The following is a 19329-nucleotide window of genomic DNA, read 5'->3' on the forward strand; positions in this document are numbered from 1 at the left end:
GTAATGATTAGTGCTCGCTGCCTTTAAAGCAGCGGGCAATAAAATTAACCGCTCGCTGTGCACCGGAGCCGGAAATGGTATGGCCGACGCCGCTTTCAAACAGGGTTTCTACCGACATGCCCGTTGCCTTCAGGCGCAGCGCGGCAGATTCCGTCTCCTCCCACGGGATCACCGGATCGGCTCTGCCGTGCACCAGCAGTACCGGCGCGTTACGTACCGGCATCAGCGGGTCGGGCGTAGCCAGGCGACCGGAAAAAGCCACCACGCCCGCTAACGGCCAGCGCCCGGACGCCAGCGCATCCAGCGCCATAATCGACCCCTGCGAAAAGCCCACCAGCAGTACCTTTTCCGGTTGTGTAATCTGATGCGCGCTCAGCAAACCATGCAGCGTCTTATCAAAGGCGGCGCGGGCTTCTCTTACCCGTTCCCCTCGGTTTTGCGCGGTTACGCCGTCCAGGCTGAACCACTGAAAGCCGGGACCATGCTCGAAGCGAAAGGGCGCATCGGGCGCGGCAAAAGCGGTGGCAGGCAGCAGCGGCGCCCAGTGCGGGCCCAGCCCGGCCAGATCGTCACCGTTGCTGCCAACGCCGTGTAGAAAAATCACCAGTTTTTTTGTCATCTTCGCCTCCGCGTGGAAAGTTTTGTCCTGCGCTTTTACATTTCGAAGTTAAACCATTGCGGCTATTTGCACTAAGATCAGTGATTCGTAGGGCAAAAAATGAGCACATTTATGCTATTTCGCCGTTTCGAACGTTATATCAATATCTTTCAGGATGCACCCGGCGAAGCACCGCCGGATAGCGTTGGAGCCTTTTACAGTTATTTTCTGCGTCAGGTTTGGCGCAGCTTTGCCGCGCTGCTGGCGGTCGGCCTGATTGTTGCGCTGATTGAAGTCGCGCTCTACCGTTATTTAAGTCAGCTGATCGATATGGTCAACGCCTCAACGCCTGCCATCTTCTTTCAGGAAAACTGGGGAACGCTGCTGTGGATGGCGGCGGTAGCGATGATTTTGCGTCCGCTGTTTATCGGTTTGCACGATCTGCTCATCCATCAAAGCATTGGCCCCAGCCTGGGCAGCCTGATCCTGTGGCAGAACCACAGCTACGTGCTGCGTCAAAGCCTGAAATTCTTCCAGAACGATTTTTCCGGGCGAATCGCCCAGCGCATTATGCAGACCGGTAATGCGCTGCGTGATTCGGCAGTCCAGACCGTTGACGCTATGTGGCACGTTTCTATTTACGCCATCACCTCGCTGGTGCTGTTTGCCGAAGCGGACTGGCGGCTGATGCTGCCGCTGATCGCCTGGATTTTCGCTTATGCCAGCACGCTGCGCTATTTTGTGCCGCGTATCAAAGCGCGATCGGTGATCTCTTCTGAGGCGCGTTCAAAGCTGATGGGTTGCATTGTTGATGGCTATACCAACATCACCACGTTAAAGCTGTTTGCTCATACCGATCTGGAGCAGCGCTACGCGCAGGAGGCGATAGGCGAGCAAACGCAGAAAACGCAGCAGGCCAGCCGGATGCTGACCAGCATGGATATAACGCTCTCTACGCTGAATGGCTTACTGATCGGTTCCACCTGCGGGCTGGCGCTGTGGCTGTGGAGCGAGTCGCTGATCACCGTCGGCGCGATTGCGCTGGTAACCGGGCTGGTGATCCGTATTGTGAATATGTCCGGCTGGATTATGTGGGTGGTCAACGGCATTTTTGACAATATCGGTACGGTTCAGGATGGCCTGACCACCATTGCGCAGCCGCTAAGCGTCACCGACGAGCCGAATGCTAAACCGCTACGCGTAACGCAGGGCGGGATCCGTTTTGAAAATGTCCATTTTGACTATGGCGGCGGTCGGCGGGTAATCAATAACCTCAACCTGGATATTCAGCCCGGCGAAAAGATCGGGCTGATTGGACCATCGGGCGCGGGAAAATCGACGCTGGTTAATCTGCTGCTGCGGCTGTATGACCTGGAAGGCGGCAGCATCAGCATTGATGGTCAAAATATTACAAAAGTCACCCAAACCAGCCTGCGGGCACAGATTGGCATGATCACCCAGGATACCTCGCTGCTGCATCGATCCATTCGCGATAACCTGCTGTATGGTCGTCCGGACGCTACCGAAGAGGAGCTGTGGACGGCGATCCGTCGGGCGCGCGCCGATGAATTCATTCCGCTGCTTTCCGATAACGAAGGGCGTATCGGGCTGGATGCGCATCTGGGCGAGCGCGGCGTGAAGCTTTCCGGTGGTCAGCGCCAGCGTATCGCTATCGCACGCGTGCTGTTAAAGGATGCGCCAATTTTGATCATGGATGAGGCCACTTCCGCGCTCGATTCAGAGGTAGAGGCGGCGATTCAGGAGAGTCTGGATACCCTGATGGAGGGCAAAACGGTGATCGCCATTGCCCACCGTCTCTCGACAATCGCCAGACTCGATCGGCTGGTGGTGCTGCAACAGGGCAAAATTATCGAGATGGGTAATCACCAGCAGTTGCTGGCGCATAACGGGCTGTATGCCCGTTTGTGGCGTCATCAAACCGGCAACTTTGTCGGCGATCACTAAGCCTGTCCACGGCGGTAGGGCAGCGCATCACGCGCTTCCTCCGCCCAGGCCAGTACGCCCGCCTGCTCCTGCTGTAAAAAATCGCCAACCGCTGCGCGTAATCCCTCATGCCGTAGCCAGTGCCATGAGCGGGTAAGCGTAGGTTCAAAACCGCGCACCAGTTTATGTTCTCCCTGTGCGCCCGCATCGAAATGGCGCAGGCCGTGGGCAATGGCATAATCCATTCCCTGCCAGAAGCAGGTCTCGAAATGCAGACGGTCAAATTCCGCCAGGCAGCCCCAGTAACGGCCATACAGGGTATCGTCGCCGATCAGGCTAAACGCCATCGCCACCGGCTGCGTCCCGCGTTGGGCAAAAACCACCTGGATCGCGCCGGGCATACGCTCCGCCAGCAGGCTGAAAAAGTCACGCGTCAGATAAGGCTGCTGTCCGCGTACTGCGTAGGTATTGGCATAACAGGTATAAACAAAATCCCATTGGGCTTCGCTTAGCTCACCGCCGCTGAGCCAGTGAAAGCTAATGCCATTAGCGGCAACCTGTTCACGCTCTTTACGGATCTGCTTACGCTTGCGCGACATCAAGGTATCGAGAAAATCCTGAAAATCGCGATAGCCGGGATTATGCCAGTGATACTGGCAGCCAAGGCGCGACAGCCAGCCGGGTTGCGCAGCCAACAGCACATCACTGCGTGGATCGGTAAAGTTAATGTGGGCGCCAGAGAACCCCTGGCGGGCAAGCGCCTCAGGCAAGGCTTCCAGCAGCGCCGTCAGCGATGTGGCATCGCCCAGCAGACGCGGCCCGCTGACCGGACTAAACGGAATAGCGCCCAGCCATTTCGGATAATAGGGAATGTTGGCGCGATAACAGGCGTCCGCCCAACTGTGATCAAACACATATTCACCCCAGGAATGACTTTTCTGATAGCCTGGTAGCGCCGCACGCAGCTGTCCCTGTTCCAGGGCGACCCAGTGTGCGGGTTGCCAACCGCTTTCTGCGCCAACGCTGCCGCTCTCTTCCAGCGAACGCAAAAAAGCGTAACGTAAAAACGGATTGTTATCAGGCAGTAGCGCATCCCAGTCGGCGGCAGAAACGGCGGCGAGCGAAGTGAGAAAGGAGAACGACATCAACAGGCTCCGACAGATGGCGGGCGAACCATAAACCGGTTGCCCGAGAGTGAAACTTCACCTTAGCATATTTGGCTTAATCACTGTCTTCACGCATATTCAGCGCCAGCGCGCTGGCGGGATCGAACAGCGACAGGCTTTCGATCTGGTCAAGCAGGATAACCTTACGAAAATCGAGCGCCGACTGCGGCTCTGAGGTCAGGTCAATATCGTGTTTGGCATACCAGGCGCTGTAGTTGTGCTCCACCACCAAATCAAGCGTTTTACTGTCACGGTAGCCACTCAGCATCGGGATCACTACCACGTTGTTGGCATCAGAACTGTCGAAGGAAGAGGACATGATCATGCCGATATAGATACGGTGGGAGGTCAGCGTGATCCACGCCAGTTCGCCTCCTTCCATACACTGATAAAGCAGATGTTCCACGCCATTGGTACGGGTAAGCGAATTATAGAGTTCGCGACGGCCACGTCCATCAAGCCGCGCGCTGCCCGCCCAGTTAGAGCGATAGAGACAAAACAGCACGGCAAAGGTCAGCATAATCACCACCGGCGCCTGAATGCCAAGAAAGCTCCAGTTCATAAATTCGATATGGTAATGATGATGCCCGCTGCCGAAATATTGCGGCAGTTTATTCATCACCGCAGAGGTGACCAGCAACAGCAGCCAGATAATCGCGGTGGCAATCACGCCCTGGATAACAAAAATACAGCCATAAAGTGCGACCAGGAAATAGACGTCCCAGCCAAACGTACGTTTAAATTTGAAGCGCGTAGAGAGATCGCGACTGCTGTACCAGTAGCCACAAACCATCAGCACCATAAATATTGCCGTTCCCATGTTATGCCCTCTTTAATGCTTCGACGTGGCGGGCAAAATCTTTCTGCACCTCCTTGCTGTGAATATTGACCATCGCGCTGCCATTTTCATCGATAACAATACGATCACCATCGTCAATCGAATCCTGGACATCATCCTGGGACATGACCTGAAGTAGTTTTTCCGGACTGGTGAACAATGAACGCATCAGCTTTAACATCTCTTTCCTCCTTTTTGTCCATAAGTGTAGGAAGGGATAGCGGCTTTGGGGCGGGATCTGTCTGAATCAGACAGCGAAACGGCAAAAAAACGGGCGCAACGCGGCGCCCGCTAACAGAAATCAGAAATCAACGCTGGCCTTGAGCACAATTTCACGGGGGTCGCCTACCGCCACGCGCAGGTTATTGCCGCTGGAGGAGTACCAGGTGGTATCGAACAGGTTTTTCACGTTGACCTGCCATTTCACCCGATAACTATCCACTGGCGTACTCCATGCAACAAAGGCATCGGCGACGATGTAATCATCCAGATAAAAACTGTTGGCGGCATCACCGGCACGACGTCCTGTGTAACGTGCGCCAATCCCGGCACGCAGGTCGTCTGCCGGCAGCAGTCCGGTGGAACCGAAATCGTTGGTGAGAAACAGTGCGGCGGTATTGCGCGCGACGTTAGCGAGTTCGTTGCCGTTATTATCCGGATCGGACGTGACGCGCGCGTCGGTCCAGGCATAGCTGCCGACCAGGCTCAGGCTGTTGGTCAACTTGCCCGCGACATCCAGCTCCACACCCTGTGAACGCACCTTACCTGCCGTGCGGGTAACGGTTTCGCCATCCACCAGTTCGCTGACCATCACGTTGCGCTTGTGAATATCGAACAATGCCAGCGTACCGGTTACCCGACCCGCAAGATCGATCTTCGCGCCCACTTCATACGCTTTGCCCAGCTCCGGCGGCAGCGCGCCGATTTGAGTGGAGATAGAGGTATTCGGCTTAAAGGATTCGGTATAGCTGGCATACAGGCTCGACCAGCTATTGATGTTGTAAACCACCCCGGCGCGCGGCACCAGACGGCTATCGGAAGCGTCGGTATTGGTGACAAACGGGCGGCCTTTGCCCGACATCACGTCGAAGCTGTCATAGCGCAGCCCGCCCAGCAGCAGCCAGTGCTCATTCAGGCGCATCGCATCCTGCATAAACCAGCCGCGGCTATCGACGTTTTCCCGCTGGTCGCTGTCTTTAGCGCTGACTGTTGTTGAGGCAGGCAGAACGCCATAAACCGGATCGTAAACATTAAACGAGCTATCTTTTGTGCCGCGGATCATATCGCCACGGAAGGTGCGATCCGCTTCGTAATCAAAGCCGAACATCAACTGATGATTGACCTGGCCCCAGTCAACGTCGCCGTTAAACGTCAGTTGCACCATCTGCGAACGACTTTCTGCGGCGGCAGTGGCGTCCGCCTGACGTGTCAGAATGCCGGTTTCTGCATCAAAGGCGGTGGCGCGCGCCTGGTTATCGCTGTAGCGGTTGCGGCTAAAGCTATAGGTTAACTGTGAACGCCAGCGATCGTTCAGCGTCTGGTCAAGCTGGAAACTGAGCGTGTCCTGATCGCCACGCGTGGCGTTGTAGCCTTCATCGAATCGGCGCTCACGCGGGGTATCCACCGGCTTGCCGGTGCGGGAGTCAATTACCGTGCCGCGATCGAACGGCGTCAGATACTCCATGTGCTCCCAGGAGACGCGTACGGTGGTGTTTTCGCCGTACCACATCAGCGAGGGCGCAATCACCGTTTGACGGTTGCGGCCAAAGTTGCGCCAGTAGTCGGTTTCACTATGATCGATAATCATGCGTCCGGCAAAGCCTGTGGTGCCAAGCGGGCCGGTGACATCCAGCTGACCGCCGCCGCCGCCAAAGCTGCTGCTGCGTCCTTCCAGATGCACCTGCGGCGTCAGCTGCGGCTTTTTACTGATGACATTAATCAGGCCGCCCGGCTCGTTCATGCCGTACAGCATGGAGGAGGGCCCTTTTAGCACCTCTACGCGCTCGCTGGTGGGTGTAAAGTTGCGAGCCTGAACCGAACGCACGCCATCGCGCAGAATGGAGCCGTCACGGTTATCGCCAAAGCCGCGTTTAATAATGGCGTCCTGCGTGCCGCCCAGCGTGTTGGACTGAGTAATACCACTGACATAGCTCAGCGCCTCATCCACATCCTGCGCATCGCGATCGTCGAGAAACTGCTGCGGCACCACCGTCACATTCTGCGGCGTATCAATGATTTTCATTGGCGAGCGCGTGGCAGTCACGCTGCTGTGTGGCTGATAGCCCGTGTCATCAGCGGTTTCCTGCGTGACAACCAACGTATTTTCCTCGGCCTGCAACGCTGGCGGCAGCAGCAGGCTGGCCAGCAGGCACGGGGCGATTTTATTCATTTGATAATTGACTCCAGAAGGTCCCTGAAAAATCCAGCGGTAAAAACTGCTGGTAAAGTTGTTGCATGGTTTGCTGCGGATCGACATCGGCAAACAGCTGCGGATAGAGCATTTTAGCGATCCATTCGGTAGCAACGACGTGATATGGGCTGAGATAGAAGTTGTGCCACAATGCACCCGCACGTCCGTTGCGCACCGCCGCCAGCTGTCCGATCAGCGGCTGGGCAGCCATTACCTGTTGGAAGCTTTGTCTGGCCTGCTGCGCATTAACCTGCGGCCCCAGCGCAACGGTTTTGGCATCGCTGTCGGCGCGGGCCATTCCGGTGGCGATATAGACCTGCGGCTGGGCGGCAAGCACCTGCTCTGGATTTAGCTCACCGAATACCCCTTTTACCGTACCGGCCGCGATATTTTCACCGCCTGCAAAGCTCACCAGCTGGCCGAGGTTACCCTTAACCGCTGTGGTGCAGCAGGTATCGCGGCGCCCCAGATGCAGATGTAATATTACCGTGGTGCGTGGGCCTTGTCGGTTCGCCAGGCGCTGCTGAATGCGTTGCATATGGGATTGATAAAACGCACTAAACGCCTGCGCGCGCTGCGGCTGGTTCAGCACGTCGCCCAGAATTTTGATACTGGGAAGCGTGTTATGCAGCAAGTCGACACGTAAATCCACGGTAATAACCGGCACACCCGCCTGCTGCATAACCTGGCGAAAACGCGCCTCTTCGCCGCCGGTTTTCGCCAGCCGTGGCAGGATCACCAGATCGGGATGCAGTTGTAAAACCCGTTCAGCGTTCAGTTCGCGAACGCTGCCTGTTCCCAACTGAGGGATCTGCGCCATTTGGGGAAAGCGTTGCAGATACTGCTGCCAGCTTTGCGCATCATATTTTGCCAGATCGCCAGGCCAGCCCGCGATATGTGCCGCCGGATAGCCGGGTTGCAGCAGGGCGAGCGTATAGAGCATCCGGCTTTCCCCCAGAAAAATGCGCTGAGGCCGATCGGGAACGGTAACGGTTGTGCCAGTAATATCAATGATTTGCCGCGCAAGAAGAGAGTGGCTGAGCAGTAACAGCAGAAAAAGAAGTTTGCGCATGGGTCAGGCTAGAGAGATGGAAAACCAAATGATAATAAAAATCAGTTACTATCTCAACAACTGCCGCTGCGGTGGTCTGTGTATTGCCTGTCAGCCAGTCTTAACCACAAGGCGTAAGCCGGAAAGAATAACGCCGGGAAGATCGTTTGCCGAATCCGCCGAAGCGGGCCGCTGCTTTATAGCTGAGCAATAGAGATTGATGTTTTTACAATCAGCCCTCCCTCCATTTTTATACTTTTTTTACACCCCGGCCCGGTAATTTAACGCCAATTTTATACGCACTTTTTTATCCTTGCGGCTAACTGAAATGCGCCGTGGAGGTGGCTGTGAGTACAGAAATTGTGGCTGGTATTGTGCTGCTGTTTTTACTGCTGGGGTATCTGGTTTATGCCCTGGTGAATGCGGAGGCGTTTTAATGATAGCTTCCGCATTTTTACTGTTAGCCAGCTATCTGGCAGTTTTGATGCTGCTGGCAAATCCGCTGGGCAAGGTGATAGCGGGTATGGTGCGTGACAGGCCGGTGCTGCCAGCGCTGGAAAACAGAATAGGGTGGCTTTGCGGTATCGATAAAAAAAGCATGGGCTGGCTGCATTATCTGCTGGCGATATTGCTGTTTAACGCCGCAGGGCTGGTATTTCTGTTGGTTATTTTGCTGACCCAGCAGGCGCTGCCGCTTAATCCGCAGCAGTTGCCCAATCTGAGCTGGCACCTGGCGTTGAACACTGCCGTGAGTTTTGTCACTAATACCAACTGGCAATCCTATGGCGGTGAAACCACTATGAGCATCCTTAGCCAGATGGTCGGCCTGACGGTACAAAACTTCCTGTCAGCGGCTACCGGTATTGCCGTGGCGTTTGCTCTGATACGTGGTTTCACCAGTAAATCCCTGACTACGCTGGGCAATGCCTGGCGTGATTTGACACGCATTACGCTGTTTGTGCTGCTGCCGTTGAGCCTGATTATCGCGCTGCTGCTGGTGAGCCAGGGCGTGGTGCAAACATGGAACGCCAGCGTGGACTTACAAACCCTGGAAGGCGCAAAACAGACGCTGGCGCTTGGGCCAGTCGCCTCACAGGAAGCGATTAAAATGCTCGGCACCAACGGCGGCGGCTTCTTTAACGTTAACTCGGCTCATCCGTTTGAAAACCCCAACGCGATCAGCAACCTGATTGAAATGCTGGCGATCTTTCTGATCCCGGCCGCGCTCTGTTTCACCTTTGGCGAAGTGGCAGGCGATCGCCGACAGGGCCATGCGCTGCTCTGGAGCATGAGCCTGATGTTTATCACAGCGGTTGCGGTGGTGATGTGGGCTGAGCTGCGCGGCAATCCGCACTTTCTGACGCTGGGCGCAGACAGCGCCATCAATATGGAAGGCAAAGAGACACGCTTTGGCATTCTTAATTCCAGCCTGTTTGCAGTGATCACCACCGCTGCCTCATGCGGCGCAGTAAACGCCATGCATGACTCCTTTACCGCGCTGGGCGGCATGATCCCGATGTGGCTGATGCAACTGGGCGAAGTGGTGTTCGGCGGCGTCGGCGCAGGGCTGTACGGCATGCTGTTGTTCGTGGTGTTGGCGGTGTTTATCGCTGGCCTGATGATAGGCCGCACCCCGGAGTACCTCGGTAAAAAGATCGACGTCCGTGAAATGAAACTGACCGCGCTGGCAATTCTGGTCACGCCGACGCTGGTGCTGCTCGGCACCGCGCTGGCGATGATGAGCGAAGCTGGACGCGCAGGCATGGCGAACCCCGGCACCCACGGCTTTAGCGAAGTGTTGTACGCCGTCTCGTCGGCGGCCAACAACAACGGCAGCGCCTTTGCCGGCCTCAGCGCCAACACCCCGTTCTGGAACCTGTTGCTGGCGTTCTGCATGCTGGTGGGCCGCTTCGGCATCATCATTCCGGTGATGGCGATTGCCGGTTCGCTGGCGGCGAAAAAGATCCAGCCGGTCAGCAGCGGCACACTGCCAACCCACGGCCCGTTGTTTGTCTGCCTGCTGACGGGCACCGTGCTGCTGGTGGGGGCACTGACCTTTATTCCTGCGCTGGCGTTAGGGCCGGTGGCAGAGCATTTACATCCTGTTTTGCGTTAACGGGCGGAGAAGCTGATGAGTCGTCAACAACAGGCGCTGTTTGATGCGGCGCTAATGCGCGTCGCTATCGTCGACGCGTGCAAAAAACTGCATCCGCGCGTGCAGTTTCGTAATCCGGTGATGTTTCTGGTTTATCTTGGCAGCCTGCTGACCACCCTGCTGGCGGCGGCGATGGCGGCAAGGCTGCTGGCCGGTGAGGCGAGCTTTACCGGCGCGATTGCGCTGTGGCTGTGGTTTACCGTGCTGTTCGCTAACTTTGCCGAAGCGCTGGCGGAAGGGCGTAGTAAGGCACAGGCCAGCAGCCTTAAAGGCGTAAAAAAAACCAGCTTTGCCAAAAAGCTCAGGACGCCACGTCACGATGAACCCTGGCGGCAGGTCGCGGCAGAAACCCTGCGCAAGGGTGATTGGGTGCTGGTGGAGGCGGGCGATATCCTGCCGTGCGACGGCGAAGTGGTGGAGGGCGGCGCCTCGGTGGATGAGAGCGCGATCACCGGCGAGTCCGCTCCGGTAATTCGCGAGTCGGGCGGCGATTTCGCTTCGGTCACCGGCGGCACGCGTATTCTTTCTGACTGGCTGGTGATCCAGTGCAGCGTGAATCCAGGAGAAACGTTTCTTGATCGCATGATTGCGATGGTGGAAGGGGCGAAACGGCGGAAAACGCCAAATGAAATTGCCTTAAGCATTCTGCTGATCTCGCTGACCATCGTGTTCTTGCTGGCAACCGTCACGCTGTGGCCGTTCTCTGCGTGGGGCGGTCATGCCGTCAGCGTTACGGTGCTGGTGGCGCTGTTGGTATGCCTGATCCCGACCACCATCGGCGGCCTGCTCTCCGCGATTGGCGTGGCGGGCATGAGCCGCATGCTGGGCGCTAACGTGATTGCCACCAGCGGGCGTGCGGTAGAGGCGGCAGGCGATGTGGATGTGCTGCTGCTGGATAAAACCGGCACCATTACGTTGGGTAATCGTCAGGCGACGCATTTTATGCCTGCGCCGGGCGTCAGCGAACAGCAACTGGCGGATGCAGCGCAGCTGGCTTCGCTGGCGGATGAAACGCCGGAAGGGCGCAGCATTGTGGTGCTGGCGAAGCAGAAATTTAATCTGCGCGAGCGCGATCTGCAAAACATGGACGCCACTTTTATTCCGTTCTCGGCGCAAACGCGCATGAGCGGCGTTAACGTGCAGGGACGTAGCATTCGCAAGGGCGCAGTGGATGCGGTGCGCAAACATATCGCCGCCAATCATGGTCTCTTCCCGTCGCAGGTCGAGGCGCTGGTTGAAGAGGTCGCCCGTACCGGCGGCACACCGCTGGTGGTAGCGGACAACGAGCGGGTCATGGGCGTGGTGGCGCTGAAGGATATCGTTAAAGGCGGTATCCGCGAGCGCTTTGCCGAACTGCGCAAAATGGGCATTAAAACCGTGATGATCACCGGAGATAACCCGCTGACGGCGGCGGCGATTGCCGCAGAAGCGGGCGTGGATGATTTCCTGTCGGAAGCGACGCCGGAAGCCAAGCTGGCACTGATTCGTCAGTATCAGGCGGAAGGGCGTCTGGTAGCGATGACCGGCGACGGCACCAATGATGCGCCAGCGCTGGCGCAGGCAGACGTGGCGGTGGCGATGAACTCTGGCACTCAGGCGGCAAAAGAGGCGGGCAATATGGTCGATCTCGACTCTAACCCTACCAAGCTGCTGGAGGTCGTGCATATCGGCAAGCAGATGCTGATGACGCGCGGTTCGCTGACCACGTTTAGTATTGCCAATGACGTAGCAAAATATTTCGCCATCATTCCGGCCGCTTTCGCCGCAACTTATCCGCAGCTCAACCAGCTTAATGTGATGCATCTTCACTCACCCAACTCCGCCATTCTGTCGGCGGTGATTTTCAATGCGCTGGTGATTGTTTTTCTGATCCCGCTGGCGCTGAAGGGCGTTAGCTATCGACCGCTAAGCGCGGCGGCGTTATTGCGTCGCAACCTGTGGCTGTATGGCGTGGGCGGTCTGCTGGTGCCTTTCGCCGGGATTAAGCTGATTGATATGGCGCTCACCCTGCTGGGCTGGGCCTGAGGAGAAAAATATGTCTATTTTACGTCCCGCTCTGACGCTGTTCGTTCTGCTGGCGCTGTTAACGGGGGGCATTTACCCGCTGGTCGTCACACAGCTGGCGCAGCGGCTGTTTCCGCTGCAGGCCAACGGCTCGCTGCTGTCGGCAGAAGAGCGCGTGCGCGGCTCGGCGCTGATTGGCCAGGCCTTTACCCGCCCCGACTATTTTTGGGGACGGCCATCGGCCACGGCGGAAACGCCCTATAACGGCGCGGCTTCGTCGGGCAGTAACCTGGCGGCAAATAACCCAGCGCTGGACCAGGCGGTTCGCGAACGGGTGGCGATGCTGCGCGCCGCAAATCCACAGGCCAGCCGGTCAGTGCCTGTTGATTTAGTCACCGCTTCCGCCAGCGGGCTGGATCCGCACATTTCACCAGCGGCGGCCAGATGGCAGGCGACGCGCGTGGCGACAGCGCGTCAGCTGCCGCTCAGCACCGTGCAGCGGCTGATTGATGACAATACCGAACGCCCGTTGCTGAAATTCTCTGGCGAATCCGGGGTGAATGTGGTGAAACTAAATATGGCTCTGGATGCGCTGGCTCCCGCACGCTAGCCGATCCTGGCTTTCTTTACCGCTCCGGCACAGGCTGGCGGTAATTAACCTTCTCTTTTTATCTTTTCAGGGATGCTGATGAACGGTGAGTTAGCCCGCCCCGATCCTGACGCGCTGTTGTTACACGGCAGCCATCGCGGCAAGCTCAAAATTTACTTTGGCGCCTGCGCAGGCGTTGGCAAAACCTTTGCCATGCTGCAGGAGGCGCGACGGCTGCGTGCTCAGGGGCTGGATGTGCTGGTCGGGATTGTGGAAACTCACGGTCGTGAGGAAACCGCACGTCTGCTGGCAGGGCTGACGTTACTGCCGCGTCGGGCAACCGGACGTTCGCGCTATGAGGAGTTCGATCTGGATGCGGCGCTGGCGCGGTGTCCGGCGGTGATTCTGATGGATGAGCTGGCGCACAGCAACGTGGCAGGCTCGCGCCATCCGAAGCGCTGGCAGGACATTGATGAACTGCTGGAGGCGGGCATTGATGTCATGACCACGGTAAACGTTCAGCATCTGGAAAGCCTGAACGATGTGGTCGGCGGCATCACCGGCATCCAGGTCCGCGAGACGGTGCCCGATCCCTTTTTTGATAAGGCGGATGAGGTGGTGCTGGTGGATCTGCCGCCGGACGATCTGCGCCAGCGCCTGAAAGAGGGCAAGGTTTACGTTGGCGATCGGGCGGAGCGGGCGATTGAGAACTTTTTCCGCAAAGGAAACCTGTTTGCCCTGCGCGAACTGGCACTGCGGCGCACTGCCGATCGGGTTGACGATCAGATGCGCGCCTGGCGTGATATGCAGGGGCGGGAAAAGGTGTGGCACACCCGTGATGCCATTCTGCTCTGCATCGGCGATCATACCGGTAGCGAGAAGCTGGTGCGTACCGCTGCCCGGCTGGCGTCGCGTCTGGGCAGCGTCTGGCATGCGGTCTATGTTGAAACGCCCCGACTTTACCGGCTTCCTGAAGCGCGGCGGCGCGCTATTCTACGCACGCTGCGGCTGGCGCAGGAGCTGGGCGCAGAAACCGCCACGCTGGCGGAAAGCGACGAAGCGCAGGCAGTGCTGCGTTACGCACGAGCGCACAATCTTGGCAAAATCGTTATTGGCCGACGGCCCATGCGGCGCTGGCGACGCGATAGCTTTGCCGACCGTTTGGGGCAGTCAGGACCGGAGCTGGATCTGGTGGTGGTGGCGCTGGAAGAGGCGGCGCGCGACGCGCCTGAGGCACGCAATGATACACGCACGTTTAGTGAAAAGTGGGTCACCCAACTGCGCGGTACCCTGGCGGCGCTGCTGCTGTGCGCGCTGATCACCCTGGTCGGACAATACTGGCTGACCGGTTTTGATACCGCCAACGGGGTAATGATCTATCTGCTGGGCGTGGTGATTATCGCCTTACGCTATGGACGCTGGCCGTCGGTAGCGGCGACGGTGATGAATATTCTCGCCTTCGATCTCTTTTTTGTTGCGCCTACCGGGACGGTGGCGGTTTCCGATTTACAGTATCTGGTCACCTTTGCGGTGATGCTGGCGGTGGGCGTGATTGTCGGCAACCTCACGGCCGGGGTGCGCTACCAGGCACGCGTGGCACGCTATCGTGAACAGCGGGCGCGCTATCTGTACGAAATGGCTCGCTCGCTCAGTAGTGCGTTGCGCTATGAGGATATCGCCGCAGCGGGGCAGCGTAGTCTGCTGGCTACCCTGCAGGCGCGCAGCGCGCTGCTGTTGCCGGATGAGAACGGCGAGTTGAAGATTGTCGGCGACAGCAGTCTGACGCTGCCGCCCGACGGGGCGATTGCCCGCTGGAGCTTCAGCAAAGGGCAGCCTGCTGGCGCAGGAACCGACACGCTGCCCGCCATGCCCTGGCAAATGCTGGCGCTGAAAACGCATGAAAAAAGCTGGGGGCTGCTGGTGATTGAGCCGGAGAATCTGCGTCAGCTAATGATCCCGGAACAGCAGCGGCTACTGGAAACCTACTGCGTGCTGCTGGCCAATGCGCTGGAACGTGTCGCTCTGGCGCGCAGCGAAGCGGCTTCGCGGCTGGCGGCCGAGCGGGAACAGCTGAGAAACGCGCTGCTGTCGGCGCTGTCGCACGATCTGCGCACGCCGCTTACCGTGCTGTTTGGCCAGGCGGAGATGCTGATGCTTGATCTTGCCGGAGAAAATTCCAGATTTGCGCCGCAGGCCAGTCAGATCCGTGAACAGACCCTCAGCACTATCCGGCTGGTCAGCAATATGCTGGATATGGCGCGCATTCAGTCGGGCGGGCTGAATCTGCAACAGGAGTGGCTGTCGCTGGAAGAGATCGTCGGCAGCGCCCTGACCCAGCTCTCAAGCCTGTTGCCGCACGATAACGTGCAGCTGGCGCTGCCGGATCGGCTGGTATGGCTGCATGGCGACAGCACGCTGCTGGAGCGGGTATTTATCAATCTGCTGGAAAACAGCGTGAAATATGCCGGGCCGCAAATGCCGCGTGGTATTCGCGCCGCCGAGCAGAGCGGACGGCTGGAAATTGAGGTGTGGGATAGCGGGCCGGGCATTCCCGCCGGGCTGGAGGAGAAGATTTTCGATAAATTCACGCGTGGCGATAAGGAGTCCGCCGTACCGGGAGTTGGGCTGGGTCTGGCCATCTGTAAAGCAATTATTGAAATGCATCAGGGAGAAATCAGCGCCCGGGCACGCGCGCAGGGTGGCGTGAGTTTTTTGATCAACCTGCCGCAGACCATTCCGCCCCCGCTGCCGGAAAGTGAACATGAAGCGCTGCAATAACGTCATAAAGCCCTGGAGATATCCTTATAAATCCCGCCAGGAGCTTACACGAGTCAGTGACTGAAGCAGGCAAACAAAGCCAACGTTATATGCAACGTGAAGGATGTCGGGTATATACTGAGCATCTTGTTAATCAATTGACTGGACTGTATGGAACGTTTCACCGAAAACCTGATGTACGCATCGCGCTGGCTGCTGGCACCCGTTTATATTGGTTTATCGCTGGGGCTGCTGGCGCTGACAATTAAGTTTTTTCAGGAAATTATCCATCTGCTGCCCAATATTCTGGATATTGCAGAGAACGATCTGATTCTGCTGCTGCTGTCGCTGGTGGATATGACGCTGGTCGGCGGATTACTGGTGATGGTGATGCTTTCCGGTTATGAAAACTTTGTGTCTAAGCTCGATATTGACGAGCATAAAGAGAAACTGAGCTGGCTGGGGAAAATGGATTCCGGTTCGCTGAAAAACAAAGTGGCGGCATCCATCGTGGCGATCTCTTCCATTCACCTACTGCGGGTGTTTATGGAGGCGCGACATGTCGCTAACGATAAGCTCATGTGGTACGTCATTATTCATCTGACCTTTGTTTTTTCAGCTTTTCTTATGGGCTGGCTCGATTACATCACGCGTCAGGATAAGAAAGGCCACTGATTAGCCGCACCTTTGCCGCCGCTGTTGATCGCTGTACCGAAGCCATGCCGCCCGGCATGGCTTTTTCTTGATCGCCCCTGCACATGAAATAGCGCACCAACGCATCCGACCTTGTTGTTACTCACCGTAAAGCATTTCCCCGCGTCAACCAACGATATATGCCAGGCTTAATCTACTCATTAGTCACTATCACAGGAGTAATATGGATTTCCTTGCCTGGACCGCTACCAGCGGCGGGTTGCTCTTAATTATGTCTCTGGCATCGGGCTGGATCCACCGTGGCCCGGTGACCTCTTTCGGCCTGTTTCTGCTGATCGGCATTCTGTTTGGTCCCTGGGTACTCAACTTTGTCTCGCTCGATCTGTTAAGCCATCCTGAGCTAACCACGCATATCACTGAAATCACCATGGCCGCCTCGCTGTTTATTACCGGTTTGAAGCTGCGTCTGCCGCAGCGGCTCGCCAACTGGCGTGATGGATTGCTTCTGGCGTTTCCCGCCATGTTATTGACGGTACTGGGAATGATGGTGGTCATTCATCTGATTGCCGGCTTCTCCTGGCCGCTGTCGCTGGCGTTTGCGGCTATTGTCGCGCCAACGGATCCGGTGCTGGCCAGCCTGATCTCCGTTAACCACGCGGGTGATGAGGATGAGTTGCGTGTCGCGCTCTCCAGCGAGGCGGGATTAAACGACGGCTCGGCGCTGCCGCTGCTGATGCTGGCGCTACTGCTGTTTCATAACACCGAGCCGCTTTCAGCCGGTTTCTTTGGTCACTGGCTGGCCAAAGATGTGCTGTGGGCGATTGGGATGGGCACGCTGATTGGCTACAGCTTTGGTCGCATCGTTGGCATTGTGGCGACCCGGCTGCGAACCGTGAACAGCGATACCGCACCGAACGATTTTCTGACGCTGGCGCTGATCGCCATTACCTATGCGGCGGCGCAGTATGTTGAAGCCTCCGGCTTCCTGGCGGCCTTTGCGGCGGGCGTAGGGTTACGCCGCGCTGAGATCCACGTCATGCGAACTTTCCCGCCTGAGCAGCAACCGGAAAACGAACGTATCCCACCCGCCGAACTGCTGGTGAATCCCAACCAGCGTCATGTGCAGCAGCAGGATTATACGCCGGCGCATACGGTAGGGCTGGTCGTGGGGGATGCGCTATCGTTTGGCGACACGGTCGAACGCTTGCTGGCGGCGCTGATGGTGGTGGTGCTGGGCGTTACGCTGGCGCTGCACTGGAACAGTACTGGCCTGCTGCTGGCGGCTATTCTGTTTCTGTTTATCCGCCCGCTGGCGGTATGGATCGCCACTATCGGCACCGGAATACCTGTTGGACGGCGCATACTGATTGGCTGGCTGGGTATTCGCGGCATCGGCAGTATTAACTATATCGCTTACGCCTGGGTGCATGGCATGTCCGGCCCGCAGGCCGACGCGATGGTTGATATGGCCTTAACGCTGGTTGCCGCCAGCGTAGTGATCCATGGTGTTACGGTCACGCCGCTGCTTAATCGTCGGCAGGCCTGGCAGCAGGCGCGTCGCAAAGCGGAAGAGCAGAAACAGCAGGAAGAGCAGACGCGGCGAGAGTAAAAAACCACCGGATCAGGTTAAATAAGGCTGACGGCGATCACATTTTTTGCGCTAAACCCCGGTTCGCGACGCTGTTCGGCGTCGGTCTTTAAGGGTACATCCCGACGTTTACTTACGCTCTGTTTTTATAACGGAGCGGGTTGCCCGTTGCCTTGTCTTCTGTGGGCTTGACGTTGGAAATTAACGGAATTAAAGCCTGATAAGCCGTTGGCGTTTTCTTCTGGCAGCCGGTGCCAGCGTGTTTTCAATCAAGACCGACTGGCTAGAGTCGCAACGGCAGTGTTACCGGCATCGTCGTCGATCGCTGGTAACAGAAATGATTTAAAGGGCCCGGCGCAACAGGCGCGCCGGACCAGAGGGTTATGAGCGAGTAAAATCGATTACCATGCGGCCACGGATTTTACCTTCCTCCATCTCATGCAGGATCTCGTTGATTTCCTCAATAGCGCGGCGCTGCACTTTCGGCACCACCTTGCCTTCGGCAGCAAACTGAAAGGCCTCGGCCAGATCTTCGCGGGTGCCCACCAGCGAGCCAACAACCTCAATACCATCTAGCACCAGACGCGGTATATTCAGGCTCATCGATTCCGGCGGCAGGCCAACGGCGACAATGCGGCCACCGGCACGCATGGCATCTACCGCTGAGTTAAAGGCGGATTTCGCCACGGCGGTCACCACTGCCGCATGTGCGCCACCCACGCGTTCCTGAATCACTTTCGCCGCATCTTCAGTACGTGAGTTAATTACCATGTCCGCGCCCATCTCACTGGCGAAGGCGAGCTGTTCGTCATTGATATCCACCGCGATCACTTTGGCATTGAAGACATTTTTCGCGTACTGCAGCGCCAGGTTACCCAGGCCACCCAGGCCGTAAATCACAATCCATTTGCCCGGACGGATACCGGAAACTTTCACCGCTTTATAGGTGGTGACGCCTGCACAGGTCACGCTGCTGGCTGCGGCAGGATCGAGGCCATCTGGCACCTTAACCGCGTAATCGGCCACCACAATGCACTCTTCCGCCATGCCGCCATCGACGCTATAGCCCGCATTTTTAACTTCGCGGCAGAGCGTCTCATTACCGCTGTTGCAATATTCACAGTGACCGCAGCCCTGATAAAACCAGGCAACGCTGGCGCGGTCGCCGGGTTTGAGCGAGGTTACGCCCGGCCCGACCTCTTCTACGATCCCAATCCCTTCATGGCCCAGCGTGATGCCAGTGGTATCGCCGAAATCTCCATTCTTTACATGCAAATCGGTATGGCAAACGCCACAGCATTCCATTTTCAGACGAGCTTCGCCATGTTCCAGCGCGCGCAGCGTTTTCTCGACTACGGCTACGCGATGATCTTTAGTTACAACGGCTGCTTTCATGCTGAATACTCCATTAATGAGAGAACATAAATCCTTCTTGCTGTCGCCCTATGCTACCTGGTAAGAGTTATACGGAACAATGCGTTTGAGCAGGATGTGACAACGATCACTGGTGTACTACGCTTTAAAGACCCTTCCAGCGTAGCGCGGAACTGGTGTCGTAACGATGTTAAAACCGTT

Annotated in this window: 15 protein-coding genes; 8 read left to right on the forward strand and 7 right to left on the reverse strand. The window is 57.3% G+C overall.

What is annotated here, in order from left to right; genetic code table 11:
- Positions 1-7: 7 nt before the first annotated feature.
- Positions 8-619 (reverse strand): alpha/beta hydrolase, encoded by a 612-nt coding sequence (locus ACQE3Z_RS11715; RefSeq protein WP_426973940.1) that lies wholly within the window; start codon positions 617-619, stop codon positions 8-10.
- 111 nt (positions 620-730) lie between these two features.
- Between ACQE3Z_RS11715 and ACQE3Z_RS11720 the strand changes: the two genes are divergently transcribed.
- Positions 731-2563: an ABC transporter ATP-binding protein gene (locus ACQE3Z_RS11720; RefSeq protein WP_426973941.1), complete on the forward strand. Its 1833-nt coding sequence runs from the start codon at positions 731-733 to the stop codon at positions 2561-2563.
- On the opposite strand, the gene ACQE3Z_RS11725 is transcribed toward ACQE3Z_RS11720, so the two are convergent.
- The 5 genes from ACQE3Z_RS11725 to ACQE3Z_RS11745 form a co-directional block, all read right to left on the reverse strand.
- Entirely contained in the window at positions 2560-3687 is a 1128-nt protein-coding gene (locus ACQE3Z_RS11725) for a GNAT family N-acetyltransferase (protein WP_426973942.1), read from the reverse strand. The two genes, ACQE3Z_RS11720 and ACQE3Z_RS11725, sit on opposite strands and share 4 nt — an antisense overlap.
- Before the next feature lie 76 nt (positions 3688-3763).
- On the reverse strand, positions 3764-4528 hold the full coding sequence (locus ACQE3Z_RS11730; RefSeq protein ID WP_250651422.1) for a hypothetical protein: 765 nt from the start codon (positions 4526-4528) through the stop codon (positions 3764-3766).
- 1 nt (position 4529) lies between these two features.
- A complete protein-coding gene (locus ACQE3Z_RS11735; protein ID WP_426973943.1) occupies positions 4530-4727 on the reverse strand; it encodes a hypothetical protein in 198 nt (65 codons plus the stop codon).
- 120 nt (positions 4728-4847) lie between these two features.
- Positions 4848-6935: a TonB-dependent siderophore receptor gene (locus ACQE3Z_RS11740; RefSeq protein ID WP_426973944.1), complete on the reverse strand. Its 2088-nt coding sequence runs from the start codon at positions 6933-6935 to the stop codon at positions 4848-4850.
- A complete protein-coding gene (locus tag ACQE3Z_RS11745) occupies positions 6928-8028 on the reverse strand; it encodes an ABC transporter substrate-binding protein (protein WP_426973945.1) in 1101 nt (366 codons plus the stop codon). The genes ACQE3Z_RS11740 and ACQE3Z_RS11745 overlap by 8 nt, the downstream gene beginning before the upstream one ends.
- A gap of 326 nt (positions 8029-8354) precedes the next feature.
- Here ACQE3Z_RS11745 and kdpF point away from each other — a divergent pair, with 326 nt between their 5' ends.
- The 7 genes from kdpF to ACQE3Z_RS11780 all read left to right on the forward strand — a co-directional run bounded on the left by kdpF (position 8355) and on the right by ACQE3Z_RS11780 (position 17775).
- On the forward strand, positions 8355-8444 hold the full coding sequence (gene kdpF, locus ACQE3Z_RS11750) for a K(+)-transporting ATPase subunit F (RefSeq protein WP_426973946.1): 90 nt from the start codon (positions 8355-8357) through the stop codon (positions 8442-8444).
- Positions 8444-10123, forward strand: a complete 1680-nt coding sequence (kdpA, locus tag ACQE3Z_RS11755) for a potassium-transporting ATPase subunit KdpA (RefSeq protein WP_426973947.1) — start codon at positions 8444-8446, stop codon at positions 10121-10123. Before kdpF ends, kdpA begins: the two co-directional genes overlap by 1 nt.
- Before the next feature lie 15 nt (positions 10124-10138).
- Positions 10139-12187 carry a potassium-transporting ATPase subunit KdpB gene (gene kdpB, locus ACQE3Z_RS11760; protein ID WP_426973948.1) on the forward strand — a complete coding sequence of 683 codons (2049 nt, stop codon included), beginning with the start codon at positions 10139-10141 and terminating at the stop codon, positions 12185-12187.
- Between the two features lie 10 nt (positions 12188-12197).
- On the forward strand, positions 12198-12776 hold the full coding sequence (gene kdpC / locus ACQE3Z_RS11765) for a potassium-transporting ATPase subunit KdpC (RefSeq protein WP_426973949.1): 579 nt from the start codon (positions 12198-12200) through the stop codon (positions 12774-12776).
- Between the two features lie 78 nt (positions 12777-12854).
- Complete coding sequence (gene kdpD, locus ACQE3Z_RS11770) at positions 12855-15533, forward strand: two-component system sensor histidine kinase KdpD (RefSeq protein ID WP_426973950.1); 2679 nt, start codon at positions 12855-12857, stop codon at positions 15531-15533.
- A gap of 150 nt (positions 15534-15683) precedes the next feature.
- The gene (locus tag ACQE3Z_RS11775) at positions 15684-16187 is read left to right on the forward strand and encodes a TIGR00645 family protein (RefSeq protein ID WP_426973951.1); all 504 of its coding nucleotides are present in this window, start codon (positions 15684-15686) and stop codon (positions 16185-16187) included.
- Positions 16188-16389: 202 nt separating this feature from the next.
- The gene (locus tag ACQE3Z_RS11780; protein ID WP_426973952.1) at positions 16390-17775 is read left to right on the forward strand and encodes a cation:proton antiporter; all 1386 of its coding nucleotides are present in this window, start codon (positions 16390-16392) and stop codon (positions 17773-17775) included.
- A 360-nt stretch (positions 17776-18135) separates the two neighbouring features.
- Here ACQE3Z_RS11780 and adhP read toward each other — a convergent pair whose 3' ends face one another.
- Positions 18136-19149 (reverse strand): alcohol dehydrogenase AdhP, encoded by a 1014-nt coding sequence (adhP, locus tag ACQE3Z_RS11785; RefSeq protein ID WP_426973953.1) that lies wholly within the window; start codon positions 19147-19149, stop codon positions 18136-18138.
- Positions 19150-19329 lie beyond the last annotated feature (180 nt).

This window comes from Pantoea sp. FN0307, from assembly GCF_050113815.1.
Taxonomy (GTDB): domain Bacteria; phylum Pseudomonadota; class Gammaproteobacteria; order Enterobacterales; family Enterobacteriaceae; genus Mixta; species Mixta alhagi.

What these genes read in the sequence shown, in the direction of transcription:
- ACQE3Z_RS11745 (WP_426973945.1), bottom strand. Translation starts at nt 8,028, where the DNA reads ATGCGCAAACTTCTTTTTCTGCTGTTACTGCTCAGCCACTCTCTTCTT.
- ACQE3Z_RS11725 (WP_426973942.1), bottom strand. Translation starts at nt 3,687, where the DNA reads ATGTCGTTCTCCTTTCTCACTTCGCTCGCCGCCGTTTCTGCCGCCGAC.
- kdpA (WP_426973947.1), top strand. Translation starts at nt 8,444, where the DNA reads ATGATAGCTTCCGCATTTTTACTGTTAGCCAGCTATCTGGCAGTTTTG.
- ACQE3Z_RS11775 (WP_426973951.1), top strand. Translation starts at nt 15,684, where the DNA reads ATGGAACGTTTCACCGAAAACCTGATGTACGCATCGCGCTGGCTGCTG.
- ACQE3Z_RS11780 (WP_426973952.1), top strand. Translation starts at nt 16,390, where the DNA reads ATGGATTTCCTTGCCTGGACCGCTACCAGCGGCGGGTTGCTCTTAATT.
- ACQE3Z_RS11735 (WP_426973943.1), bottom strand. Translation starts at nt 4,727, where the DNA reads ATGTTAAAGCTGATGCGTTCATTGTTCACCAGTCCGGAAAAACTACTT.
- kdpD (WP_426973950.1), top strand. Translation starts at nt 12,855, where the DNA reads ATGAACGGTGAGTTAGCCCGCCCCGATCCTGACGCGCTGTTGTTACAC.
- ACQE3Z_RS11715 (WP_426973940.1), bottom strand. Translation starts at nt 619, where the DNA reads ATGACAAAAAAACTGGTGATTTTTCTACACGGCGTTGGCAGCAACGGT.
- ACQE3Z_RS11720 (WP_426973941.1), top strand. Translation starts at nt 731, where the DNA reads ATGCTATTTCGCCGTTTCGAACGTTATATCAATATCTTTCAGGATGCA.
- adhP (WP_426973953.1), bottom strand. Translation starts at nt 19,149, where the DNA reads ATGAAAGCAGCCGTTGTAACTAAAGATCATCGCGTAGCCGTAGTCGAG.
- ACQE3Z_RS11730 (WP_250651422.1), bottom strand. Translation starts at nt 4,528, where the DNA reads ATGGGAACGGCAATATTTATGGTGCTGATGGTTTGTGGCTACTGGTAC.
- kdpB (WP_426973948.1), top strand. Translation starts at nt 10,139, where the DNA reads ATGAGTCGTCAACAACAGGCGCTGTTTGATGCGGCGCTAATGCGCGTC.
- kdpC (WP_426973949.1), top strand. Translation starts at nt 12,198, where the DNA reads ATGTCTATTTTACGTCCCGCTCTGACGCTGTTCGTTCTGCTGGCGCTG.
- ACQE3Z_RS11740 (WP_426973944.1), bottom strand. Translation starts at nt 6,935, where the DNA reads ATGAATAAAATCGCCCCGTGCCTGCTGGCCAGCCTGCTGCTGCCGCCA.